The organism is Telmatobacter sp. DSM 110680, assembly GCF_039994875.1.
In the GTDB taxonomy this organism is placed as follows: Bacteria; Acidobacteriota; Terriglobia; order Terriglobales; family Acidobacteriaceae; genus Telmatobacter.
Genome location: NZ_CP121196.1, coordinates 3251704 through 3276718 on the forward strand (window position 1 = coordinate 3251704; position 25015 = coordinate 3276718).

The following is a 25015-nucleotide window of genomic DNA, read 5'->3' on the forward strand; positions in this document are numbered from 1 at the left end:
TTTTTTGGGGCGAAAAGACTAAAGCAGTCTGTGGATCGCATCAATCGATTTACTCAAAGCGTTCTGACTTCTGACGTGGTAATCTTCGGTGTTCGTTCCGGGGAGGAATTGGCATGCGTCAATCTTTGAGCAAAGGTGCGATTTGGGTGTTGGGAATGGGGCTGATGTTTGGGCTGGTTTCAGCGATTAAGGCCCAGGAGAAGTTTCCGTTTCGGGATACGTCACTCTCGGATAGTGCGCGTATCCAGGATTTATTGGGGCGATTGACGCTCGACGAGAAAGTGCAATTGATGTCGGACCATCCCAAGATTCCCCGGATCGGGATTGCGTTCTCGGGACAGGTGGAAGGGCTGCACGGGTTGGCCCTCGGTGGTCCCGGCGGATGGGGCGGACGGGGCCGCCAGCCGGTACCGACGACAACATTTCCGCAGGAGAAGGGCCTCGGTGCGACGTGGGATCCCGAGTTGCTGAAGAAGATCGGGTCACTTGAAGGAAACGAGGCGCGGTACTACTACCAGAATCCTGTGTTTGATCGCGGCGGAGTGGTGGTGCGTGCGCCCAATGCCGATCTGAGCCGCGATCCTCGGTGGGGTCGCACCGAAGAGTCGATGGGCGAAGATCCGTACCTGGTCGGCACGATGACGGTGGCGTTTGCGCAGGGGTTGCAAGGGCCTGATCCTAAGCATTGGCAGGCAGCGTCATTAATGAAGCACTTCCTGGCAAATGAGAATGAGGATGGACGCACTCACACGTCTTCGGATTTTGATGAGCGGCTGTTTCGCGAATATTATTCGGTTCCGTTTCGGATGGGATTCGAAGAGGGTGGATCGCGCGCGGTGATGGCCGCATACAACTCGTGGAACGGCACACCCATGATGATTCATCCAGTGCTGAAAGACGTGATGATCAAGGAGTGGGGTAATGATGGGCTTATCTGTACCGATGGCGGCGCTCTGGGATTGCTAATTAGTTCGCACAAGAGATTTCCGGATAAGGAACAAGGGTCGGCAGCAGCGGTAAAGGCGGGGATCAATCATTTTCTCGATGTCTACAAACCTGATCTTACGAAAGCTCTGAAGGACAGTCTGCTGACCGAAGCGGATATGGACGCGGCGCTAAAGAATTTGCTGACTGTCTATCTGAAGCTCGGAGAGATGGACCCGGAGGGAGTCGATCCTTACGCCAAGATTGGCGTTGAAACGGGCGGCCAGTTGCCACCGTGGGAGCGCGAAAACAGCAAAGAACTGGCGCGGCAGGCTACGGATGAATCGATTGTGTTGCTGAAGAACGACGGCAACACGCTGCCCCTCGACAAGACAAAGTTGAAAACGATTGCGGTGATTGGTCCGTGGATCGATCAGGTTTTGCAGGACTGGTACAGCGGGACATGGCCGTATTCCGTGACGATTCTCGACGGCATACGCGAGGCAGCGGGCAGAAATGCAAAAGTAATCTTTGCGGATGGCTCGAATCTGGAAGAGGCGGCTTCGCTGGCAAAGAAAGTCGATGTGGCAATCGTGGTGGTGGGCAATCATCCGGAGTGCAATGCTGGATGGGATCAGTGTCCGACCCCCTCGAACGGAAAAGAAGATGTGGACCGCAAGACAATCGTCTTGGAGCAGGAAGAGCTGGTGAAGAGAGTCTTCGCCGCGAATCCAAAAACGATCGAGGTATTGCGATCGAGTTTTCCATACGCGATTGCCTGGAGCCAGCAAAATGTGCCAGCGATTGTGCACATCACGCACAACAGCCAGGAAGAAGGACATGGGCTTGCGGACGTATTGTTTGGGGACTACTCGCCGGCGGGGCGACTGACGCAGACGTGGCCAACGGGAGATGATCAGCTGCAGCCCATTCTGGACTACAACCTGCTGGATGGCGAGACCTACCTCTACAGCAAGAAGAAGCCGCTTTACCCATTTGGATTCGGGCTGAGTTATACAACATTTGATTATAAAAGTCTGGCGCCAAGCGCTTCGAACATGAATGCTGACGGCAGCGTGCAGGTGCACATCAAGGTGAAGAACACAGGCAAGCGCGCAAGTGATGAAGTAGTACAGATGTATGTGCAACATGTGGGGTCCGCAGTCACGCGACCGCAATTGGAACTCAAGGGATTCAAGCGGGTGCGGATCGAGGCTGGCGCTGAGAAAGATGTTGCGATGGAATTGAAAGCGCGCGACCTGGCGTACTGGGACGCACCGGGACATGTGTGGCGCGTGGAAAAAGAAAAGGTTCGCGTGCTTGCGGGCGGTTCGAGCGACAAGTTGCCGGTGCAGACTGTCGTTGATGTGACGGGAGCGAAAGACTACAAGCCCTAAACTATCGGCCGTTGGCGAAGATAGTTTTCAATTCTTCGGGCGGGACGACCTCCAGTTGAGCGAAGGTACAAGTGGCTGGCTTGCGATCATTGCGCCAGTGTCGAAAATGGGCCATGTGGCGGAAGCGGCCACTCTGCATGTGCTCGTAAGAAACCTCGACAACGAGTTCGGGACGAAGCGGTTCCCAGGAAAGGTCCTTTCCCTGGCTCCATCGGCTTTTGCCGCCGGGCATGCGATGCTCGGCGGAATCGTTCTGTACGGCTGGGTTTTCCCAACTCTTCCAAGGGTGATCGTCCAGAGCATTTTTTCGATAGGGTGTGAGGAAATCGAGAAGTTCGCGGCGCTTTTCGGCGGTAAAGCTCGAACATACACCAACATGCTGCAGGGCTTTAGCGTCATCGTATAAGCCGAGCAGTAACGAGCCAATCTCTCTTCCTGCGGCCTGCTTGTACCATCGGAAGCCTGCGACGACGCAGTCGCAATCGCGTTCGTGTTTTATCTTCAGCATCACTCGTTTGTCGGGCTGGTAGGAAAGATCGACGGGTTTGGCAATTACGCCGTCGAGCCCAGCACCTTCAAAACGGCGAAACCAATCGAGTGCAGTTTTGCGATCTTCGGTTGCAGGCGTGATGTGGAGCGGCGGTTCCCCAGACTTCAACAGCGATTCCAATCCAACGCGGCGTTCGCGAAAGGGAAGGGATCGAAGATCGCGTGTGCCTTCGGAGAGCAGATCGAAAAATATGCACGACGCAGGAGACTGAGACGCGAGAAGTTTTACGCGCGATGCTGCCGGGTGGATGCGAAGCTGTAATGCGTCGAAGTCGAGGCGGCCGTCGGTCGCAATGACGAGTTCGCCGTCAAGCACGCATTTCAAAGGCAGTTGCTTGCGGAGTGGATCAATCATTTCGGGAAAGTAGCGGTTCAGCGACTTTTCATCGCGACTCTGAATTAGAACCTCATCGCCGTCGCGAAATATCAGAACGCGAAAACCATCCCACTTTGGTTCAAATATCCACTTACCTTCAGCCGGGATCTCGTCTACGCGTTTGGCGAGCATGGGAAGTATTGGCGGATTCACGACGAGATTCATGGTTTGAGATCACCTTCAAGTCGCAATGATAAGCGGTGCGATCACTTAAGTGGATGCATCTGCGGGCGAGTGCTGTTGTCCGTTCTGTTCGGCTAGGTTCGGTAGAATCCGGAAAGTATGGAACACGCCGTCATTGACGCTCTGAATGAACGATTCTCAATCCCTGGAATCGCGCAGATCATTCGTGGGAACGGTGATTTGCCGAAAATCCTTGTCGAAACGAAGTCGGCGAGTGCGGAAATCTATCTCTACGGAGCGCAGGTAACCTCCTGGATACCAACGGGTCGGGACGAGGTTCTATTTCTGAGCAAGAAGTCGTATTGGGAGGCGGGTCGCGCGATTCGGGGCGGAATTCCTGTGTGTTTTCCTTGGTTCCGTGCCAAGACGGACGATCCTCATGCTCCCTCGCATGGTTTCGTTCGCATCAGGGAGTGGCGGGTCCAGTCGATCGCGCAGGTGTCTGAGGATTCGGTTTGCGCTTGTCTTTCAACCGAAAGCGACGAGGCTAGTCGACGTTGGTGGCCGTATGAATTTCGTTTGGAATATCGCATCACTGTCGGGGCAAGCCTCCAGCTTAGGTTAAAGATGGAAAATCTCGGGCAATCGACCTTGCGATTTGAGGAAGCTTTGCACACCTACTTCAAAGTAGGTGATGTGAAGCAAGCAAAAGTCCGCGGTCTTGATGGCGTAGCTTATCTGGATAATCGAGATGGAAATCGCGAGAAGATGCAATCTGGAGATCTGACGCTCTCAGGTCAAACCGATAACGCTTATAAGAACGCACAGTACAACATACAAATAGTTGATCCCGTGTTGTCCAGAACGATGATTACTGAGAAGCAAGGGTCTGCTTCATCGATCGTGTGGAATCCCTGGAGTGAAGGCGCTTCTTCATTGGCGGATATGGACAACGAAGAGTGGCGAGAGATGCTGTGTGTCGAGGGCGGCAATATTTTGTCATCCGCCGTGGAAGTGGCTCCGCATAAAAATCACACAATGACTATCACGTTAAGTGTTGACGAGTAGTCCCGATTCGGTCCAACATACTTATCAAATTCTGAGTAGGTGCTGCGACAATTTATTTCTCGCCAACTTGAATCAATTAATGGGCATCTGAGGTTATTGGGGTGGTGGTAGTAACTCGGGGCCGATAATCTGAAAGTCGACAAAGATAGGTCATTTGGTCTCCGCCTTCCGTTGAAAAAGCAGCTCTGAACTTTTGCTTCAGTTTGACTCTTGCTTCAAATTCAACAATGAACGACTCAAGGGGTGGGCCATGGGGACTCTCGTGTTGACGCGGATCCAGTCTGCGTTTATTTCTCTTCTGAATACTCTGCTCAGTCTGCACGCGAATGCGACATCTCTTTTCTCCTTCCGCAAATGGCAAACTTCGCGGGCCGTTCTTGCCACCGCGATCTGCCTTCTGTCGCCGGTCGCACTGCTGGCACAGGTTTCCGTGTCACCGTCGACACTGAATTGGGTATCAGTGCAGCTTGGCCAGACCGGCGCAGCGAAGGTCGTTACGCTTACGAACAGCGGAGGCGCCGCGATCACGATCAGCAGCGTCACTCTCGGCGGAACGAATCCAGCCGACTTCGCAATTCGCAGTAAAACCTGCGGCACGTCGCTGGCCGCATCTTCCAGCTGCACCGCGAGCATTGTGTTTGCTCCGAAGGCGACGGGTGCGCGATCAGCCACATTGAGTTTCAACGATTCGGCCAGTGGCAGCCCCCAGACCATGACGCTCACGGGCATGGGGACATCGCCCAGCGGTACAGTGTCGGCGAGCCCTGCCAGCCTGACGTTTGCGAGCACCAATGTTGGATCGAGCAGCGCTTCCCAGACAGCGACGTTGTCAAATGGTCAGAGTACGTCGATCACTATCAGCAACGTTGCCATATCGGGCACGAATCCAGGTGACTTCAGCATCGCCAACCAGACCTGCGGCACGAGTCTTGCAGCAGCAAGTTCCTGCACGGCCTCGGTCGTGTTCAATCCGACGGCGAGCGGCGCGCGAAGTGCCACACTCACCTTTACAGATTCAGCGACGAATAGTCCACAATCTGTAACGCTGAACGGAACGGGGGCGGCAACTGGTTCTGGGAGCGCATCGGTAAGCCCGACAACACTGAACTGGGTCTATGTAGCGGTTGGAAACAGAGGCGCGGCAAAAGCAATTACGCTGACGAACACTGGGACGTCGTCACTTACGATTAGCAGCATCACGCTTACGGGCACGAATCCTGGAGATTTCACAATCGCCAGTAAGACTTGTGGAACTTCACTTGCGGCGTCAGCGACGTGTACGGCGAGCATTGCTTTCGCTCCGACAGCCACCGGGGAGCGCTACGCGACGTTGAATTTCAACGACTCGGCGACGAGCAGTCCGCAGACTGTGGCATTGAGCGGCGATGGAACAGCGGCATCAGGAACGGTTACAGCGAGTCCATCGAGTTTGACATTTGCAAGCACGACAGTAGGTTCGAGCAGCGCGGGACAGACGGCAACCCTTTCCAATGGTCTAAGCTCGTCGATCACGATCAGCAGCGTTGCAATTTCCGGCACAAATGCCGGTGACTTCAACATCGCGAGCCAGACTTGCGGGACGAGTCTGGCAACTTCTGCGAATTGCACTGCGTCGATCGTCTTCACGCCAACATCGACAGGTACGCGTACGGCGATGTTGAGCTTTACGGACTCAGCCACAAACAGTCCGCAAAATATTTCGCTCACGGGTACAGGCACGACGACGGCGCTGACCATTTCGCCAACGAATCCGACTGTGACTGTCAATGGCACTTTGCAGTTCACAGCGAGTGCTGGCGCTACCTGGACTGCGACTTGTGGAACGATCGGGAGCGGCACGGGGCTATACACGGCTCCGGCAACCGCTGAGTCCTGCCAAGTGACTGCGACAGCGACGAGTGGGGGGGCAACTGCCTCGACGACCGTGACAGTTACGGCGAACTCGGGAACATTGACGATCACGCCCTCATCAGTTGCAGTTCACGCCATCGGACAAACGCAGTTCACGGCGAATCAATCGGTGACTTGGTCGACGACGTGTGGCTCCATCAGTAGCAGCGGACTGTTTACTGCGCCTGCGGCTGCAGAGACATGCACCATTAAGGGTGTATCTACTACAAACTCGAGTAACACTGCCACGGCTACAGCAAACGTGACAGTGGTGAACTACACAACTCGCAAGAACGGCACCGATGGAACGGGTGTTCAGTCAAACGAGCTGGTGCTTACACCGTCGAGTGTGAGTGGCGGCAAGTTTGGGCAGCTATGGGCAGTCGGTTTGGATGGCACCATCTGGGGACAGCCTCTATATATGAATGGCCTCACGGTAGGCGGCAAAGTACGCAATGTGGTGTATGTAACCACGTCGAACGATAGCGTGTACGCGCTGGATGCCGATTCGGGCACCGTTCTGTGGCACAAGAACTTCCTTTCTACCGGTGTGACATCGGTTCCTGGAACCGTGACAAAAATCTCCAATACGACGGGAATCCTGAGTACGCCGGTGATCGATCCGGTAAAACAGGCGATTTTTGTGGTGGCAGAGACTTCAGAAAACAATGCAACCTATTTCCCGCACCGGCTGCACGCGCTGAGCTTGATTACGGGAGCTGAACTCACACCTGATCCCGAACTCATTACGGATCCGGATCTCGAGCCAATCATGAAGTTCCAGCGTCCCGGATTGCTGCTGGCAAACGGGATGGTCTATATCGCGTTCGGTTCCATCGAAGACCGGTCGCCCTACCATGGACTGTTGTTTGCTTTCGACGAAAACACGCTAGAGCAGAAGGCGCTGTTCAATGTAACTCCGACCGGCAGCCAAGGAGGGCTATGGATGTCGGGAGCTTCACCCGAGGCCGACAGCGAAGGGAATATCTACCTTTCGACGGGCAACGGCAGCGTTGGAACGAATAACTTTGGCGAGAGCATCGTCAAGCTAAGTCCCACGCTGCAGGAACTGGATTACTTCACTCCGTACAACTACGCAAACTACGACACGAACGATCTCGACATGGGTTCGGGAAGCATGATTCTCGCACCCGATCAGAACGGGCCGTATCCGCACCTGATCATTGCGTGCGGGAAGCCAACGCCGATATATGTGATCAATCGCGACGCATTCGGAGGGCGCGGTACGACCAGCGATAACATCTTACAGCGGCTGGACCACCAAATTGGTGGTAACGGCACGGGTGTCCGGGACGGAGGCCAGCCGTGCTACAACTCACCGGCGATGTGGCAGGAGAACGTCTACTTCGCACCGAATTATGACGTTTTGAAGATGTTTACTCTCAACCCCAACACAGGATTGCTGAGCGTGACACCTACCTCGAAGGGGACCTTCCTCTACAACTGGCCGGGCGCTGATCCGGTGGTTTCATCGAACGGAAATACGAACGGTATCGTATGGACGATCGATCTGAGCACCAGCACTCTGCACGCGAACGATGCAACGGATGTGAGCAAGTCGCTCTACACCAGCCCGAGTTTGGGCAGTGCGGGACGATGGGTTCCGCCGACGGTGGTGAACGGGCATGTCTACGTCACCGCATCGGGCAAAATCATTGCTTACGGTTTGACGAAGTAGTGCCGGACAGTCGTCGCCCAGGATGGCGGGAGTTGCCACCCTGGGTAACCTGTCTCATCTTCTCCGATTGCCAGGATGTAACTCTAACTTGCGATGAGTGAGCGCCATGGCAAACATCCGCGATGTGGTGTCGATAAACCATTGAAATTAAAAACCTGACGGGTAATCGGCACTGCTGGGTGTTACCAAAGTGTGATTGACTCCACGGAAGGTCTATCCTACAGTTACTACTCCAATTCGACATGGGAACGTTTAAGCAAAGGGCCCATTTTTCAAGTCAGCATTGTCGTGTCCGTTGAGAAGGAAATTCCAATCAACGGTACCGTCTTTAATCCCTTTGAGGTTTCGGGCGCGTTTCGGCCTCCTCATCTTCAGATTTGCCTTCCAGGCTGACGTCATCTGAGGTTCTTGCTGGGGACATTTTGCAAAAGCGTTTGCTCGCGTCACCAGCCTGATTCAATAGGTGAGTGACGGAAAACTGTTTGCTTTTGAAGGATTTTCGCTCAGGTGCCTTGTGAAACCAACGTTGCTGATTCTGTCCGTTCTGCGATCTGCTGACACTCGTACGATCCTGGATGGTTTTCTCAAGACATCGGGTCATAGAGCGGTTCACGCATCCAGCTGCGAGCAAGCTTCGATCCTCCTTGCCAATGCCCTTGACCCCGATTTGGTGATTATCGAGTCGTCACTTGAGATGGATTCTGGTGTTCTTTATAGAACATTGCAGGCCGCTTCGGGATCGGCGGTTTGTCTCGTTTATGGCGCAGGCGAGCAGCATTACAAAAACCAAGCGGCCAAGGCGGGGATCGAGTTTTTTATTCAGCGGCCGTTTTCTCGCTGCGATCTCGGCAAGATGTTTGAACAACTCTGCATCGCAAACTCTGACGATATGGAATGCGGTCATGAGGGGGCACCTGCGTTAGAGCCAATTCGCAGCAGCGCAACTCATGCGGATCATGTCCTGGAAGAACTTGGAGAGGGCCGTTACTTTTTTGCAGGCGCGCCCTCCATGCTTAAGATCTATCGACAGATACAGCTTCTCGCCGAAGTCGACGCTCCGGTCTTGATTCTCGGTGAAAGCGGCACCGGTAAGGAAGTGATTGCGCACCTCATCCACAAACATTCGCGCCGTTCGCAGCATAGTTTTGTCAACGTGAACTGTGCGGCATTGCCGTCGGATCTTCTTGAGAGCGAGCTTTTCGGGTATCAGCAGGGCGCATTCACAGGCGCAATCAAGGACAAGCCGGGCAAGTTTGAGCAGGCAAATCGCGGTACATTGCTGCTGGATGAGATTGGCGAAATGAGTGCGCCGATGCAAGCTAAATTGCTGCATGTCCTTCAGGATGGGCAGTTTACCCGTCTGGGGGCGCGCGAAAGCAGTAAGGTTGACGTGCGTGTGCTGGCGGCCACCAATATTCAGATCGAGAGCGCGTTGGTGGGTAAGTCGTTTCGCGAAGACCTTTTCTACCGATTGAACGTTTTCACGATCTCGGTACCACCGCTGCGCGAGCGCCGCGAGGAAATTCCATTCCTCATCGAGGAGACGATTCGCAGATCGCCTGAGTCGCTCAGGAACGGGAGTGAGTTTGTTTTTTCATCCCGCCTACTCGACGCAGCCCTGCTTTGCGATTGGCGCGGGAATGTGCGTGAACTTAGGAATTTTGTCACCAGGACCATGACAATGCGCGATTCCGATGCGGCGATTCGTGAATTGGAGGCGAAGGTCGTCGCAACGACACAGGTTGTGTCGGCGATGTCTTCTCCAGAGCAGCACTCTGAACACACTGGTATGCGCTCTGTGGTGCGCGATATGAAAGATCGAGCTGAGGCTCAGATGATTCAGGAGGCACTTGAAGTTTCAGGCTGGAATCGGCGGCATGCAGCCAAGTACCTCAACATCAGTTATCGCGGTCTGCTTTACAAGATTCAGCAGCTACAGCTTTCACCTCGGTCGTCCTCTCGACCGCACGCAAGGGTCTGAGCAAACTCTTCTTCTTGCTCGTGCCTGGATCCTCAGCCGTATCCGCGAGAAATGGCAGCCATTTGCATACTCTGGGGTAATAGTATGCAAAAGTTTGCATACTTCAGACAGCGGGAGTTCAAGCCTCTTCCAATCCCGATCAATTTCATGGAAAAAGAGCTAAAAACAAGTGATATGTTCACGGATTGTTCCGCACTATTGGTCATGCATTTGCTAATGGGTTAGTACACGAGCCCATATGCCTGCACAGACTTATAACGAGACTCGACTTCCTGAACTACCGCAGCCGGAGTTCATCTTCGGGGCCACGTCAGGGATGCGGGAAATACGCGCGAAAATCGAGCGAGCGGCACACGACAATTTACCTGTACTGATTCAGGGAGAGAGCGGAACGGGTAAGGAAATACTCTGCCGCTTTCTACATGAGAACCAGGGGTGTGGAGACAAGCCCTTTCTAAAGCTCAACTGCGGAGCGACTTTGGCGAGCTTGGCGGAAGGCGAGATCTTTGGGATTGAGAAGACAAAGGCCATGAAAGGGCAGGAAAACAAGGGCGGCCTGATCAACTTTGCTTCGGGCGGTACGCTCTTTCTGGACGAAATTGATTGTATGGACGTCTCACTACAGCGGAAAGTGGCCCACACGCTCGAGTCAGGTCGATATCGACAGATCGACGGCAGGGAGGACCTGGCGGTAGACGCCCGATTCGTATGCGCCACGAGTATCGATATGGAGGTGGAATTGAGGAATCGCGTTGTCGATGAGTTGTTGGGATGTTTCGTTCATCGCGTACGACTGCTCCCACTTCGCGATCGCAGGGAAGACATACCGCAACTTTGCGAATATCTGCTCGCAAAGTTTGCCAGTGAGTTTGGCCGTCCAGTCCCACATCTCAGTTCGCGCGCCGTGGAAGCGTTTCAGCAGTGGAAGTGGCCGGGAAACATTCGCGAATTGGAGAATTGGGTTGCACGAATAGTGATTTTTGGTGCCGAGGAAGTTGTGGGCCTTGAATTCAGGCGTCAACTAGCCTCCGGAGAAAACACTGTGGCGAAGTACCATCACGTCTCTCGTCCAAGATCTGCGGGTATGAGGCGTCCGCGAAGTCACAGGTGAGGGAAGGAACGGGCAGACTGGGGTAAGCAGGTCGTTGACCCGAAAGTAACCTTTGATTGTTTCTTGGCATTCGAATTGAAATAGGATGTATTTGTCGGAAAATGACTTTGTAATGAGAAATTTAGGTTTCAAAGCCGCAAGGATCGTGGCTGTTACTGTGGCGGCGACAGAAAGGTTACCGCAGAGGTACTTCCGCAACCCTAATAGGTCATTGTGGAACCGTTGCCGGTAATCGACTATTGGACTGGGTTTCTTCGCGGCTCCAGGTACGGTTCCTTGTTGATGAGTTGTGAGGAGATCGGGCGTCCGACGGGGTTTTTGAAAGTGTTCCATGTAACTCACAGGGCGAAGCTATGCCCGAATCGTTACTAGCAACAGAAGGGTGATGCGAACGTGGCTACGCTGCAAAGTATTGAAACACGGGCTCAAAAGAGCGTTCCATGGTGCGCTGTCTACACTCGCCATCAGCACGAGAAGTCGATTAGCGAGATGTTGGAAACGAAGGGATTCGAGGTATTCCTGCCGCTGTATGAATCTACGCGTCGATGGAAAGACAGGCAGAAGATCCTGTCCCTGCCGCTGTTTCCTTGCTATGTTTTTGTACGAGGAGCTCACGAGCGACGTCTCCCGGTTTTGACCACTCCGGGAGTGCACATGATTATCAGCCGCGGGGAGCGTGTGGCCACCGTACCCGACGAAGAGATTGAAGCAATTCGCAGGACGGTCGAAGGTCCGTTTTCCGTTGAGCCTCATCCGTTCCTTCACTGCGGCGAGCGTGTTCGAGTAATTCGCGGCTCTCTGGAAGGTGTGGAAGGAATTCTGACGCGGAAGAAGAACCTATACAGACTGGTTCTGTCGGTAGAGATGCTGTCTCAGTCAGTGGCTGTTGAGATCGACGCTTTAGACGTTGTGCCGGTGGTTAAGAGCGCAATGGTCGTACCGAATCGGGATGGAAACCGTGATTCAAACGCCCTGCGGAGAGGTGTATTCACCGGAAACTGAGGATACGTTAACCGACGGAGCAGAATCGCTTCGGTTTGGGTGCTCCGATGGTCCGTGGCCGCTGGCATGTGACGAAGGGCGTTGGAGAATCGGGATGAGCGCAATGGGAAACCGAAGGCGATCGAATGGAGTGGCTATGAAGTGCAGTGCCTTGCAAGCGGTTGTTCTGAGCCTTGGCTTAGCGGCAGCGAGTTCTGTATCCGGACAGACACAGTCTGCCGGTCAACCGATCGGGGATCGAACACCAAGCGCGCAGCCCGATGCGAACAAGACGGCTCACGACGACAGTTTTGTAATCGGCAATGATGATGTATTAGCCATCAGCGTTTGGAAGGAACCCGAATTAACGAAGTCGATCCCTGTCCGCTCTGACGGCAAAATCTCGTTGCCGCTCGTAGGTGAAATGATGGCTGCTGGCCAAACGCCACTTCAGCTTGAGCGCGAGATCACGGAAAAACTGAAGAACTTTATCACGTCGCCGGAAGTGACAGTGATCGTGGAGAAGGTCTACAGCAGGAAATACAACATTCTAGGCGAAGTAACCAAGCCAGGTTCTTACCTGCTGACGGCCGACACGACGATTATGGACGCCATTGCTGCAGCTGGAGGCTTTCGTGATTTCGCCAAAAAGACAGGCGTCTATGTTTTACGCAAGAGCACTGACGGGCATGAGACGAACCTGAAGTTCAACTACAAGGAATTTCTTAAGGGTAAGAATTCCGCTCAGAATGTGAAGCTCCAACCAAACGACACAATCATTGTTCCGTAAGGTGCATGTCATGCTGAAAATTGCCTGTTGCTGCATCGTCCTCTCCGCGGGAACGTTGCTTTGGTCGCAAGTCGAGCCCAGTGCGACAGGCGGTGGGTCTCTGGGTGACACCCAGATGATGACCCCGCCGCCGGTGAGTCAAGATAATTATCCGGTAATGGTGGGAGAAGAATCGCGTTCTAATTATCTTGACGGCGGCTTTGTATTCACAGCCTCTTATGTTGACAATCTTTTGGGTATCCAGAATGGGAAGCCGATAGGTGATGAAACTTACTCATTTATGCCTACAATCAGTTTGGACCGCCAGACCCCGAGGCAAGGTGAATCGGTGGATTACACTGCGGGCTTCAACTTGTATCACAATTCCAGTCAGCTCAATGGGGTAAACCAGGACGGAATTGCTGACTACAGACTCCATTTAAGTAAATACGCAGTTCTGGTTTTAAGTGACACGATTTTACAGAACTCGAACCTGTACAGCCAGGCCAATCCGTTTGTGACGGGAGGCGGTTCGACATCTGCGGGATCATCGAATTCGGTGCAAATTGCACCCTATGCAAACCAGCTTGAAAATTGGAGTACCGCCGCAATCAATTACCAGTACGCGCGGAATGCCATGGTCGGCGGGAGTGGGTCCTACGCTTTTTCGCATTATTCAAATGCTTCAAAACAAGCGGGCCTTAACAACACTGGCGCGGCTGGCTTCAGTGCCTTTTACAGCAGAAGAATGTCTTCATCTCAATATTTTGGTTTGACCTACCAATTTGAAAAATTTGTGAGCCACCCAATTGACACTTACACGGTGTCCAATACGTTGTTTGTGTTTTACACGCACTATTTCACAAAGAGCTTTTCATTTTCGATCCTGGCTGGTCCGGAGCAGTACACATCCTGGCGTCCTGACGTTGCAAAGCTGGCCCATTGGGCACCGGCGGTGCAGGGAAGCGTTGGATGGCAGAAACTTCGCACGAACCTGACAGCTAGCTACGCTTACACAGTGAGCGGAGCACCAGGTCTGGCTGGGGCATACCAGTCAAACATGGCCGATTTGGATGGACGGCTGATGTTTTCGCGCCGGTGGAGCGCCGGCGTCGATGCGAAGTATTCCTACCTGAACAGCATCGATGCCAAATCGGCTCAGATTGCATTTACCTCGGGAGGTCGCACGATCTCCGCTGGAGTTGATGTGCAGCATACGCTTACCCAAAGGATCGCTGTGGTAGCTGGGTATCAACGCATTCATGAAGCGTATGACATCCCGGCTGTCTCATCCTTTCCCGATTCGAACCGAGCGTACTTTTCGTTGAATTACGGTTTTCACCGTCCTTTAGGAAGATAAAAATGCCGGATATCATTGAAGAACAGGAATTGACTCAATTTGATGCCGAGCGGTATGTCGATCTCGTGCGTCGCCGGCACATCCATTTTCTGGTGCCGGCATTTGTGGGCTGGTTAGTGGTGTGGGGAGTCAGCTGGGTACTGCCAGCGACTTACAAGTCGAGCACCTTAATTCTGGTCGAACAGCCGACGATGCCGGAAAGCTATGTCGCTCCCAATGTGAACGAGAATCTGCAGGATCGCATGCAAAGTATCTCTCAGCAGATTCTCAGCCGTACGCGCCTCCTCATGATCGTCGATAAGCTTAACCTTTATGCAGGCGCCAAGAAGCCCATGTCTCCTGACGACAAGGTTGAGGCTCTGCGGAAAAACATCAGCATCGATCTCGTGCGCAACGGTCCTCAAAATGAGATTACTGCCTTCAAAGTGAACTTCACATCCCATAGTCCAGCTCTGGCTCAGAAGGTCACGAACGAATTGACTCAGCTTTTCATTGACGAGAATCTAAAAGTCCGGGAAAGAGAGTCTCAGGGAACCACGCAATTTATTGAGAAGCAGCTAGAAGATGCGCGGGCGATCCTCGCCGATCAGGAAGCCAAAGTGCGCCAGTTCCAAGCAATGCATGAGGGAGCGTTGCCGTCCCAGCAAAGCAGCAATCTCCAGATTCTCGCGGGACTTCAGGGACAATTGCAAAACCAGCAGGATACTTTGAATACTGCGAAACAGCAGCGGGTTTATTTTCAAACATTGATCGAGCAATACAAGAATCTTCATGCAAGTGGGCGCACAGTAGACGGATCTCCGTCTGAAATGGCCACAATAGATCAAGAATTGGCGAAGCTCAGATCCCAACTTACTGATCTCAGTTCGAGGTACACCGATTCCTACCCGGACGTAGTCAAGCTAAAAGCCCAGATTGCCAGAACCGAAAAGCAGAGACAAGATTTACTTGCCGCTCCAAAAAATGGTTCTAAGCAGTCAAATGATCCGGAGTCGACACCGCTCCTACAGTTGCAAAGTCAGCTCCAAGCCAACCAGCTTGAGATTGCCAGCCGCGAGCGGGCAATTTCTGGTCTCGAGGCTCGTATTAATGAGTACCAAGGGCGATTGAATTCGCAGCCCGCCACCGAGCAGCAACTCGCTGAGTTGACCCGCGGCTATGAACAATCGAAGGCGAACTACGATGATCTCTTGAAAAAGAAAAATCAATCGGTGATGGCCACCAGCATGGAACAGATGCAGCAGGGTGAGCGGTTTACTATGCTCGACCCTCCGAGCCTGCCGACCAAGCCCGACTTTCCTAACCGTCTGAAATTCTGCGGGATGGGCCTGGGGGCCGGTCTTGCATTGGGATGCCTGGTTGTATTCCTGTTCGAGTTCCTTGATGACCGTATGCACGGGGAGAAAGAGATAAAGGAACTTCTTCCGATCGCAATTATTGCGGAAGTTCCCGAGATTCAGAGCACGCTCGACGAGGAAAAGCAGAAGCGGCGATTGGTATTGGGTTGGTCAACCGCAGCAGTCATTGGTGCAGTCATCGTAGTTGGATCGGCCATCAGCTACTTGCGAGGATAGTGCAGAAGACTTCATGTATAAGAATTTTTACAACTTGACTCGAAATCCATTCGACCTCACGCCTGATCCGACGTGCTTTGTCGCGACGGCCAGACACAATGAGGCGTTGGCGGCGCTCTACTATGGAATCGTCCGGCACAAAGGCGTCGTGGTGGTTACAGGAGAAGTGGGGACGGGCAAGACCTTGTTGCTCCGGTGCCTGCTGCAACTGTTCAAGTCCAGTAGCGAGATTTCGTACGCTTACTTGTTCAACTGCCGCTTGTCGCCAATGGAGTTCCTGCATTACACGGCTTCTGACTTTGGACTGAACGCCAATGGACAGCAGAGCAAAAGCACGCTCCTGCTGGAGCTAAGCAAATACGTTACCTCGCGTGGACTGCAGGGCCTCACCACAGTACTCATCGTGGACGAGGCGCACAATCTCTCGATGGAATTGCTAGAGGAAATTCGTCTTCTCTCCAACCTCGAGACCAACGACGATAAGCTTCTTCAGATCGTGCTCGTTGGCCAGCCCGAACTCGACTTGAAACTAGACTCTTTCGAACTCCGGCCCTTGAAGCAGAGGATTGCTTTACGCGCTCACCTCGCTCCTCTCGATGAACAAGATACGGATAAGTACATCATGGAGCGGCTGACAATTGCCGGGGCAGCCAGCCGAACAGAGCCATTGTTCTCTTCGGAGTCCGTGAAGGCAATTCATCAATACTCACGAGGTTTTCCAAGGCTGATCAACACTATCTGCGAAAACGCCCTGATTACAGGATATGCGCGACGATTACCAGTCATTTCGCCGGATGTGATCCTTGGAGTTGCCAAAGATTTCCACTTGAGCACCAATGGCACCAAGCTAGGCAAAAGAGCGCAAGGCGACGAAGACATGGACTTGGAACGGGCTAAGAACTTTTTCCTCGACCTGTATGCCACGATGCAACGGCCAAATGGATCCGATTCGGATTCGAATCAACCGATTTCAGTTGAAGCGGGGGAGCATGAGTCAGATATTTGACGCACTGCAACGTTCAGAAGCAGAGCGTAGCGGCAAAAATTCGCCAGTAGCTCCACATGCAATCGAGCTATTGCAGCGCGCCGAGAGCCAGGCTTCTGCGCATCGGTCAGCCGCCGACGTCCCAGATTCCCGAACGACGACGGTGGTTTCAGCGACCGCTGTGGCTGCCCTCGATCCAGATGGGGAGGCCCAGATTCCCTCTGCAACGGTTGGGGATCGGTCAGACAGCCCCATGCAGTGTGAAGTTCTGAATGTTTCCGTATCGCCCGAGAGCCACTTAGTATCTCTGCCCGACAGTACCAACCCCGCCAGTGAGGCTTTTCACCTTCTCGGCGTTCGTCTGCGACACCTTCGCCGCCAGCGCCCCCTCAAAAAGGTCCTTGTCACCAGCACCATTCCTCAGGAAGGCAAAAGCGTAGTTGCCGCCAACCTCGCATGTACCCTGGCTTTGCATACTCGACAGAAGGTGCTGCTGCTTGAGGGCGATGTCCGGCGCCCTACGCAGTCGAAGATCTTCGGAATTGCGAACAGGCCGGGGATTTGCGAGTGGTTGAACGGTGATAGGGCGCTGAGCAGCAGTATGTATCGGTTGGAGAGACCGGGAATTTGGATATTCCCGGCGGGGGCGGGAACCGGGAACGCCCTGGAATTGCTCCAATCCGGTGGCGCGACAGCAATGATGGAACAAGTCATGAGCTGGTTTGACTGGGTCGTGATTGATTCTCCTCCGATTCTTCCCATGGCTGACACAAGCGTGTGGACCAACCTGGCGGACGGGATCCTGATCGTGACCCGACAGGGGATTACGGAAAAGCGCCAATTGAAGCGGGGGCTGGAAGCCCTCGGTACTCAGAAGCTGATCGGAGCGGTCCTGAACAGCGCTCGAAGCGTGGCGAACTCGGATTATTACTATCGCCCAACGAATCGGTTACCAACCGACGATGCGGAAGCTTGATTGTTGTGGGTAATCTAAGCGCAGGTTGAGTATTCTCACGTGCAAGAGCTGAATTTTAACTAGCAACACTTTCAAATACCCGAAGCCTCTACCGTTCCAGTGAAGCGGAACTAAGGCAAACTTATACGGTTTGCGTAGAAGTCAGGGGTTATGTGCCTTGGGAGGACGCGGTGAACACGGTACGTCAAGGTAGACAAAAAGCTCTTATTGATCTAAACGAACCAACTTTAGATCGCAAGGCCCTGGATGAGGACACTTTCAGACGGGTAATCGCGGTGGAGCGCAAGCGTACTGAGCGTTCCAAGTCGCCGTTCGTCCTCATGCTTCTCGAAGTTGATGACCAACATGTTGCCAAGGCAATTCGGGCCCTGGATTCTGGCATGGCCGTTTTGCTCGCGACCAGTCGGGACACCGACCTGGTGGGTTGGTACGAGTCAAAGCATACGATCGGGGTGCTGTTCACCGGCCTGATGCCTGGAGACAAGAGCTTAATTCTTACTACGATTTTGAGCCGTGTCACCAAGACTCTTCGCGAAGAGCTAACGTTTGAGCAGTTTAACCTCGTCAAGATTTCCTTGCATTACTATCCCGATGATTGGGTTGAAAAGGGACCAGGGCGACCGAGTAATCCTGCTTTGTATCCGGATATTTCAAGCCGCGATAAAGGTAAACAGCCGATGCTCATTCTTAAGCGAGCGATCGATGTCATTGGGGGCGTGGTTCTTGCGCTGATTTGTCTGCCCTTCTGCTTCATCATCGCGGCTGCCATCAAGGCAACTTCAAAGGGCCCCATTTTGTTTCGCCAGATGCGTGTGGGGCAACACGGAAGGCAGTTCACCTTTCTGAAGTTCCGCTCCATGTATGTGGGTAATGACTACAGCGTTCACCGCGAGTTTGTCACGAAACTGATCAACAAAGGGGTAGCAAGCGAAACCCCAGAGCAAGGGAACATCTACAAGATCGTCGGCGATAAGCGGATCACGCCGATAGGCAGGTTCCTGCGCAAAACCAGCCTCGACGAATTGCCGCAGTTGATAAATGTTCTGCTTGGCGACATGTCGCTGGTTGGTCCCCGCCCTCCGATTCCGTACGAACTTGCCGCGTATCAAACGTGGCATCGTCGCAGACTGCTCGAAGTAAAGCCGGGAATTACTGGATTGTGGCAGGTTACGGGGAGAAGCACCGTTGACTTTGATGCGATGGTGAGACTGGACCTGAGATATGCCACGTCATGGAACCCGTGGCTTGACATCAAGATTCTGCTCCGCACCCCTCTCGCCGTGATCCGAGGGTCAGGCGCCTACTGAGGGCGTTTCTTCTACAATCCAACTTCGTTTCAACTGGCAGAAATCAAGACTGATCCAGGCAGCATTCCTGCGTATGTCGTCCCCCAACCAATCGGTACTTTTGCAGAAAGACGGCGAATTATGAAGTTCGGTGTAATTGGTTACGGCTACTGGGGTCCAAATATTGTCAGAAACCTCATGAACCTTGATGGAGTTGAGGTTCGCGCGATCGCAGAAATCAGTCCAGCTGCTCGAATTCGGGCCCAAAAGGCGTATCCCGGGCTTACGGTAACGAGCAGCGCTGAAGAGGTGCTGACCTCACCAGAAATTGATGTTGTAGCGGTTATCTCTCCGGTCTGGACCCACTATGAACTTGCCAAGGCAGCTCTAGAGAACGGCAAGCACGTATTCGTCGAAAAGCCATTTACCAGCAAGTCCTGCCAAGGGCAAGAACTGATCGAACTAGCCGAGCGGAAGAACCTCAAAATCATGGTCGATCACACCTTTCTCTTTACGGGTGCGGTGCGCAAGATCAAGCAGCTTCTGGATGAGGGCGCGCTGGGCAATCTGTATTACTACGATTCCACCCGGGTCAACCTTGGCCTCTTCCAACACGACTGCAATGTACTTTGGGACCTTGCTCCACACGACCTTTCCATCATGGATTACCTGATTAAGGCAGACCCTGAAGCGATCGTGGCGACAGGCCAGGGACATTTAAACGGACATGAAGATGTTGCCTATATGACTTTGTATTTTCCTGAGAAGGTCATCGCACATATCAATGTGAACTGGCTTTCCCCCGTTAAGGTGAGGACTACGCTAATCGGTGGCGAGAAGCGGATGGTCGTCTGGAACGACCTTGAAGCAGACGAGAAGGTCAAGATCTACGACAAGGGCGTGAACATCAGCACAAGAGAAGGATTGTATGAACTGCTGGTAAGTTATCGTTCGGGGGATATGTGGTCCCCGCAACTGGAGCAGGCGGAGGCTCTCCGTCACGAGCTTGCGTATTTTGTCGAATGCATCTCGAACGGGCAACAGCCGTTCAATAACGGTCAAGCTGGTCTGCGGGTTGTGAAAATGCTGGAAGCAGCGAGCGAATCGCTGAAGAAGAGAGGGGCATTGATCGAGCTATGAATGAATTCAATGCAATCTCAAACGACGTGAAGCTCGGAGAGAATGTCCGCCTTTCCAAGTTTATTAATTTATATGGATGCGAGATCGGCGACGATACAAAGATTGGTGCATTCGTTGAGATTCAAAAGAACGCAAAGGTTGGTCGCCGCTGCAAGATATCGAGCCACACGTTTATCTGCGAAGGCGTCACGATTGAGGACAATGTGTTCATCGGCCATGGTGTCATGTTCACCAACGATACCTACCCCCGCGCCACAACTTCCGATGGGACGCTTCAAACAGAAGCAAATTGGAAAGTGGAAAAAACAGTGGTCAAACGGGGCGCATCGATTGGGACAGGCGCCACAATTCTTCCGAACACGTCAATTGGTGAAAACGCTGTGGTTGGAGCCGGAAGCGTAGTGACCAAGGATGTCCCGGCAAATGCGATCATCGCAGGCAATCCTGCGAAAGTGCTGCGCTATCTGGATGGCCTCAAAAAGGCTTAGGCAGCTGACGGTCGGCAGAAAGCTCGCAATCCAAAGAAATGTTTAAAGCCGGCATTGAGCGCGGCACCTCACTTCACGCAAAGATTCGAAGAGTTTAAGTCAGGAGAGACGATGAATACTGACGCAGCAATCCCATTTCTCGATTTGGTCACTCCGCATGTAGAACTTGAGGAAGAACTCACTGCCTTGTTCCGCCGTGTTCTTCATTCTGCCGGATTTATTGGCGGTCCGATGGTAGAGAACTTCGAAACCGCGTTTGCCGAATTTTGCGACGTGCGTCATGCCGTCGCCGTAAATAGCGGCACGGATGCCCTGCGGTTCGCAATCATGGCCAGCGGTGTGCAAAGCGGCGATGTTGTGCTGACCGTTCCAAATACTTTTATTGCTACGACCGAAGCTATTTCGCAGGCTCGGGCGATTCCGGAATTTGTAGACGTGGACGAGCACACCTACAACATGTCGCCGTTAATGCTTCAGCGCTATTTGAGAAATAAATGCATTCGCGACAAAGCTGGACGGCTTATTAGCCTTCGCAGCGGCCGTCAAGTCACGGCCATCGTCCCGGTGCATCTGTATGGGCAGATGGCCGACATGGATAGCATTTTGGATTTGGCCGCGGAGTATGGCCTGATTGTGATCGAAGATGCGTGCCAGGCACATGGAGCCGAGTACTTTTCAAAGAAGAACAATCGCTGGATGAAAGCGGGTTCGATGGGGCGGGCGGCAGCCTTCAGTTTTTATCCGGGAAAGAATCTCGGTGCCTGCGGCGAAGCTGGCGCAATCACGACCAATGATTCTGCCATGGCCGCGAATATGAAGATGTTGCGCGATCACGGCCAGAGCCGCAAGTATTATCACGACATTGAAGGCTACAATGGCCGCCTGGATGCTTTGCAAGCGGGAATTCTGCACACGAAATTGTCACATCTGACATCGTGGAACGAGCAGCGCCGATCGAAGGCTGCTGAATACAACCGGTTGCTCTCAAAGAGCGATGCCGTGGGTCTGCCTTTTGAGCCGTCGTGGTCACGCGGTGTCTACCATCTCTATGTGATTCGGACGAGTGACAGAGAGGGGCTCATGAGTCACCTGAAAGAAGCTGGAATAGGGTCAGGAATTCATTATCCGGTGCCCCTTCACTTTCAGAAGGCATATGTATCGCTCAATTACAGCGCCGGCGATTTCCCTGTATCGGAAAGTGCGGCGGGCGAGATACTCTCCTTGCCCATGTATCCCCAGCTCGCCTCAGAACAGCAGGAAAGAGTAGCTGCTGAAGTTACTGCTTTCGTGGCTAAATGCAGACCTGGCGCCGCGGAATTGAACACCCTGGTTTCAGTAGAGAGGGTCGGATAGCACTGAGATTATTGATTGCACACTCGCCTAAAACTACTCAATTGACGATGTCGACACTACCTAAATACGTTCTCATCACGCCGGCGCGGAACGAGGCCCAATTCATTGAGGTCACGCTGAAGTCCGTCGTGGCGCAGACCATTCTTCCTCTGAGGTGGGTGATCGTAAGCGACGGATCGACCGACGGAACCGACGAGATCGTTCGCAGCTACGCTGATAGGTATCCGTGGATTGAATTGTTGCGAATGCCGGAACGCGCTGAGCGAAACTTCGCAGGTAAGGTCTTCGCTTTCAATGCCGGCTACGCCAAAGTAAGCGGTCTCGAATACGGCGTGATTGTAAGCCTTGATGGGGACATTTCGTTCGAACCGGATTATTTCCAGTTTCTGCTTCAGAAGCTGACTGAGGACGAAAAACTGGGATTGACCGGAACCCCTTTTCAGGAACTCTCGGGCCGAGTGTATGACTACCGGTTCGTCAGCGTCGAACATGTTTCGGGCGCATGTCAGGTGTTTCGTCGTGAGTGCTTCGAAGCGATCGGCGGATACTTGCCCGTAAAAGGCGGCTCGATCGATCACATCGCAGTGATCAGTGCGCGGATGAAGGGGTGGAGAACGCGGACGTACACGGAAAAGGTATGTCTGCATCATCGCGAGATGGGATCGGCCCAGCAAACGGCACTTAACACAAAGTTCAAGTACGGGATTAAGGATTACGTTGTCGGCAACCATCCCTTATGGGAGCTATTTCGCTCTGTCTATCAGATGTCGCAGCCGCCGTTGTGCCTGGGGGGCCTATCGCTCGGTGCGGGATATTTGTCGGCAATGCTGCGTCGCGTTGAGCGTCCGGTGCCGCGTGAACTGATTACCTTTCACCGCCGCGAACAGATCCAACGCCTGAAGAAGCTGTTCCTCCTGGGTGGCGGACGAACGAACACTCCCGTAACCGGGCCGTCTGATCCCCGCTTGGGGCCGCGGGCAGTCCAGTAGACACGTGTCCACCGCTCATCAAACGTCGGTTAAAGATTCTCTTTTGACGAACCATCCAGCCGAAACCGTGACTGCGGGATTGCAGAGTCCTGTTGCCAGCACTTTGATCGTCAATGCAGACGATTGGGGGCGGGATGTCGAGACCACCGATCGGATCTTCGAATGCATAGCCATCAACACCGTCTCGTCGACCAGTGCAATGGTGTTCATGGAGGATTCAGAGCGAGCGGCGGGAATAGCACTAGAACAAGGTGTCGATTGTGGACTGCATCTGAATTTCACAACCCCATTTTCTGCTCAAGGATGTTCCTCTGGATTGGCGGAACAGCAGCAAAGGATTACGCGGTACCTGCGGGGAAGTCGGTTGGCGCAGGCGATATATCATCCGGGACTGGCCTCGTCGTTCAAGTACGTTGTTGCGGCGCAGATTGAGGAGTACGAGAGAAACTTCGGACATGCACCTCGAAGAATTGACGGGCATCATCACATGCACCTTTGTGCGAACGTGCTTTTCGGCAACCTACTTCCCGCCGGCACAATCGTGCGAAAGAATTTTTCATTCAGGCCAGGTGAAAAGAGCGGCGTGAACCGGCAATATCGAAAAGTTATCGACCGGGTTCTGGCAAAGAGACATCAGGTGACGGACTACTTCTTTTCTCTCCCACCTTTGGAACCGCCGAGTCGCATTGACGAAATCTTTTCGATCGCCCGGGTATCGATTGTCGAAATTGAGACGCATCCTGTGAACCTTGAAGAGTACAAGTTTTTAACTACCGGCGAGATTTTACGCAGAACCGGCAACCTTCAGATTGCCCGAGGCTATATCCATCCGGCATGGACCGGAGCAACCAATTCGGCTACAGGTAGTCGAAGGAAATAGACAACGATGAGTGAATCTGCGGGAAGCTCGTTGGAGGCCATGGATCCAGGTATGACCCAGTCAAGTAGGCCAGCTGAAATGAGGGTGAAGGGGCGCTGGGTTTCGGTTCCTGTCATGGAAGTGAACGGCGACCAGCTCACTACCCGAGGAAAATGGCTAAGGATCGCGCGGATTCGCGGCGAGGAGATGAGAGAGAAAGAACTCGAAAACCCTGAAGCATATCTAACCGCGCTGAGAAATGATAAAGATCGCATACTAAAGGCGGACATTTTTAGCTTTGCTCAGAAGATTCCGGCGACTCAGCCGAAATATCCGTACCCAGTCGAATGGGAAAGTGTCGCAGCGATCCCCCTTGCGAGTTTCAAACAATGGTGGGAGGGTCTGCCGCAGGAATCCCGGAAAAATGTAAGGCGCGCTCAGAAGCGCGGCGTGGTCATCAAGGTTGAGGAGTTTGACGAGAAGCTCATTGAAGGCATTCGCGGAGTAAACGACGATTCCCCGATGCGCCAGGGCATGAAGAATGCCTATTTCGGATTGACCGCGGACGAAACGAGGAAGCGCTACGACGAATTCGTTGGCAGGTGTGACTTTATCTGCGCGTTTGTGGGCGAAGAGATGATTGGATTCCTGCATCTTGTGTATCGCGGCGACGTAGCCGCAATCCTGAATCTGACGCCAAAACCGAGCCATTTTGACAAGAGGCCATCCAATGCATTGATGGCCAAGGCAGTGGAGATTTGTGAATCGCGGGGCATCACCCATATCACTTACGGGCTTTATAATTACGGAAACAAGCGCGACAGCCCATTGCGCGAGTTCAAGATCCGCAACGGGTTCAAGGAAATTTTGCTCCCCAGGTATTTTGTGCCTATCACTAACTGGGGAAGGCTCTGTATGAAGGCTAAGCTTCATCGGGGCCTTATCGGCAACCTGCCTTCTTCGGTTATCAGTGCCGGAGTTCGTGCGCGTTCGCTGTGGTTCGAGTTCAAAAATTCTCAAACGCCGGTGTAGCTCAATGTTAGAGCGGCCGAATTGTGATCGGCAGACGGAGCGTTCAATTCCTCCCGCCGGCTCCATCCTCTTAAGGGATGAGCCTCTTCCCCTCAAAAGTTTCCG

19 protein-coding genes and 1 tRNA gene are annotated in these 25015 nt (G+C 53.2%); 19 read left to right on the forward strand and 1 reads right to left on the reverse strand.

Annotated elements, in window-relative coordinates:
- The first annotated feature begins 113 nt into the window (after nt 1-113).
- Nucleotides 114-2321: a glycoside hydrolase family 3 C-terminal domain-containing protein gene (locus P8935_RS13440; protein ID WP_348260807.1), complete on the forward strand. Its 2208-nt coding sequence runs from the start codon at nt 114-116 to the stop codon at nt 2319-2321.
- Between the two features lies 1 nt (nt 2322).
- Here the strand turns inward: P8935_RS13440 and P8935_RS13445 are convergent, their stop codons facing one another.
- A complete protein-coding gene (locus P8935_RS13445; protein WP_348260808.1) occupies nt 2323-3411 on the reverse strand; it encodes an ATP-dependent DNA ligase in 1089 nt (362 codons plus the stop codon).
- A 117-nt stretch (nt 3412-3528) separates the two neighbouring features.
- Between P8935_RS13445 and P8935_RS13450 the strand changes: the two genes are divergently transcribed.
- From P8935_RS13450 to P8935_RS13535, 18 genes are all read left to right on the forward strand, one after another.
- Nucleotides 3529-4437 (forward strand): D-hexose-6-phosphate mutarotase, encoded by a 909-nt coding sequence (locus P8935_RS13450; protein ID WP_348260809.1) that lies wholly within the window; start codon nt 3529-3531, stop codon nt 4435-4437.
- Between the two features lie 250 nt (nt 4438-4687).
- Nucleotides 4688-8026 (forward strand): choice-of-anchor D domain-containing protein, encoded by a 3339-nt coding sequence (locus P8935_RS13455; protein ID WP_348260810.1) that lies wholly within the window; start codon nt 4688-4690, stop codon nt 8024-8026.
- Nucleotides 8027-8540: 514 nt separating this feature from the next.
- Complete coding sequence (locus tag P8935_RS13460; protein ID WP_348260811.1) at nt 8541-10007, forward strand: sigma-54 dependent transcriptional regulator; 1467 nt, start codon at nt 8541-8543, stop codon at nt 10005-10007.
- Nucleotides 10008-10245: 238 nt separating this feature from the next.
- Entirely contained in the window at nt 10246-11118 is an 873-nt protein-coding gene (locus P8935_RS13465; RefSeq protein ID WP_348260812.1) for a sigma 54-interacting transcriptional regulator, read from the forward strand.
- 393 nt (nt 11119-11511) lie between these two features.
- A complete protein-coding gene (locus P8935_RS13470; RefSeq protein ID WP_348260813.1) occupies nt 11512-12120 on the forward strand; it encodes a UpxY family transcription antiterminator in 609 nt (202 codons plus the stop codon).
- 136 nt (nt 12121-12256) lie between these two features.
- Nucleotides 12257-12889: a polysaccharide biosynthesis/export family protein gene (locus P8935_RS13475; RefSeq protein ID WP_348260814.1), complete on the forward strand. Its 633-nt coding sequence runs from the start codon at nt 12257-12259 to the stop codon at nt 12887-12889.
- Nucleotides 12890-13004: 115 nt separating this feature from the next.
- Nucleotides 13005-14228, forward strand: a complete 1224-nt coding sequence (locus P8935_RS13480; RefSeq protein WP_348260815.1) for a hypothetical protein — start codon at nt 13005-13007, stop codon at nt 14226-14228.
- Nucleotides 14229-14230: 2 nt separating this feature from the next.
- Entirely contained in the window at nt 14231-15802 is a 1572-nt protein-coding gene (locus tag P8935_RS13485; RefSeq protein ID WP_348260816.1) for an XrtA system polysaccharide chain length determinant, read from the forward strand.
- Nucleotides 15803-15815: 13 nt separating this feature from the next.
- Complete coding sequence (locus P8935_RS13490) at nt 15816-16808, forward strand: AAA family ATPase (protein ID WP_348260817.1); 993 nt, start codon at nt 15816-15818, stop codon at nt 16806-16808.
- Nucleotides 16792-17763, forward strand: coding sequence for a CpsD/CapB family tyrosine-protein kinase (locus P8935_RS13495; protein WP_348260818.1), 972 nt, complete (start codon nt 16792-16794; stop codon nt 17761-17763). Before P8935_RS13490 ends, P8935_RS13495 begins: the two co-directional genes overlap by 17 nt.
- A gap of 170 nt (nt 17764-17933) precedes the next feature.
- Nucleotides 17934-19070, forward strand: a complete 1137-nt coding sequence (locus tag P8935_RS13500) for a sugar transferase (protein WP_348260819.1) — start codon at nt 17934-17936, stop codon at nt 19068-19070.
- 120 nt (nt 19071-19190) lie between these two features.
- On the forward strand, nt 19191-20189 hold the full coding sequence (locus tag P8935_RS13505; protein WP_348260820.1) for a Gfo/Idh/MocA family oxidoreductase: 999 nt from the start codon (nt 19191-19193) through the stop codon (nt 20187-20189).
- Nucleotides 20186-20677, forward strand: coding sequence for an acyltransferase (locus tag P8935_RS13510; protein ID WP_348260821.1), 492 nt, complete (start codon nt 20186-20188; stop codon nt 20675-20677). Before P8935_RS13505 ends, P8935_RS13510 begins: the two co-directional genes overlap by 4 nt.
- Nucleotides 20678-20788: 111 nt before the next feature.
- Entirely contained in the window at nt 20789-22030 is a 1242-nt protein-coding gene (locus tag P8935_RS13515) for a DegT/DnrJ/EryC1/StrS family aminotransferase (protein ID WP_348260822.1), read from the forward strand.
- A gap of 47 nt (nt 22031-22077) precedes the next feature.
- Nucleotides 22078-23019: a glycosyltransferase family 2 protein gene (locus tag P8935_RS13520; protein WP_348260823.1), complete on the forward strand. Its 942-nt coding sequence runs from the start codon at nt 22078-22080 to the stop codon at nt 23017-23019.
- Nucleotides 23020-23062: 43 nt separating this feature from the next.
- Complete coding sequence (locus P8935_RS13525) at nt 23063-23899, forward strand: ChbG/HpnK family deacetylase (RefSeq protein WP_348260824.1); 837 nt, start codon at nt 23063-23065, stop codon at nt 23897-23899.
- A gap of 6 nt (nt 23900-23905) precedes the next feature.
- Nucleotides 23906-24910 carry a hypothetical protein gene (locus tag P8935_RS13530; RefSeq protein WP_348260825.1) on the forward strand — a complete coding sequence of 335 codons (1005 nt, stop codon included), beginning with the start codon at nt 23906-23908 and terminating at the stop codon, nt 24908-24910.
- Nucleotides 24901-24975: transfer RNA gene (locus P8935_RS13535), tRNA-Thr, on the forward strand. The genes P8935_RS13530 and P8935_RS13535 overlap by 10 nt, the downstream gene beginning before the upstream one ends.
- Nucleotides 24976-25015 lie beyond the last annotated feature (40 nt).

What these genes read in the sequence shown, in the direction of transcription:
- P8935_RS13510 (WP_348260821.1), top strand. Translation starts at nt 20,186, where the DNA reads ATGAATGAATTCAATGCAATCTCAAACGACGTGAAGCTCGGAGAGAAT.
- P8935_RS13495 (WP_348260818.1), top strand. Translation starts at nt 16,792, where the DNA reads ATGAGTCAGATATTTGACGCACTGCAACGTTCAGAAGCAGAGCGTAGC.
- P8935_RS13530 (WP_348260825.1), top strand. Translation starts at nt 23,906, where the DNA reads ATGAGTGAATCTGCGGGAAGCTCGTTGGAGGCCATGGATCCAGGTATG.
- P8935_RS13480 (WP_348260815.1), top strand. Translation starts at nt 13,005, where the DNA reads ATGATGACCCCGCCGCCGGTGAGTCAAGATAATTATCCGGTAATGGTG.
- P8935_RS13445 (WP_348260808.1), bottom strand. Translation starts at nt 3,411, where the DNA reads ATGAATCTCGTCGTGAATCCGCCAATACTTCCCATGCTCGCCAAACGC.
- P8935_RS13455 (WP_348260810.1), top strand. Translation starts at nt 4,688, where the DNA reads ATGGGGACTCTCGTGTTGACGCGGATCCAGTCTGCGTTTATTTCTCTT.
- P8935_RS13490 (WP_348260817.1), top strand. Translation starts at nt 15,816, where the DNA reads ATGTATAAGAATTTTTACAACTTGACTCGAAATCCATTCGACCTCACG.
- P8935_RS13520 (WP_348260823.1), top strand. Translation starts at nt 22,078, where the DNA reads ATGTCGACACTACCTAAATACGTTCTCATCACGCCGGCGCGGAACGAG.
- P8935_RS13485 (WP_348260816.1), top strand. Translation starts at nt 14,231, where the DNA reads ATGCCGGATATCATTGAAGAACAGGAATTGACTCAATTTGATGCCGAG.
- P8935_RS13515 (WP_348260822.1), top strand. Translation starts at nt 20,789, where the DNA reads ATGAATACTGACGCAGCAATCCCATTTCTCGATTTGGTCACTCCGCAT.
- P8935_RS13440 (WP_348260807.1), top strand. Translation starts at nt 114, where the DNA reads ATGCGTCAATCTTTGAGCAAAGGTGCGATTTGGGTGTTGGGAATGGGG.
- P8935_RS13450 (WP_348260809.1), top strand. Translation starts at nt 3,529, where the DNA reads ATGGAACACGCCGTCATTGACGCTCTGAATGAACGATTCTCAATCCCT.
- P8935_RS13465 (WP_348260812.1), top strand. Translation starts at nt 10,246, where the DNA reads ATGCCTGCACAGACTTATAACGAGACTCGACTTCCTGAACTACCGCAG.
- P8935_RS13505 (WP_348260820.1), top strand. Translation starts at nt 19,191, where the DNA reads ATGAAGTTCGGTGTAATTGGTTACGGCTACTGGGGTCCAAATATTGTC.
- P8935_RS13475 (WP_348260814.1), top strand. Translation starts at nt 12,257, where the DNA reads ATGAAGTGCAGTGCCTTGCAAGCGGTTGTTCTGAGCCTTGGCTTAGCG.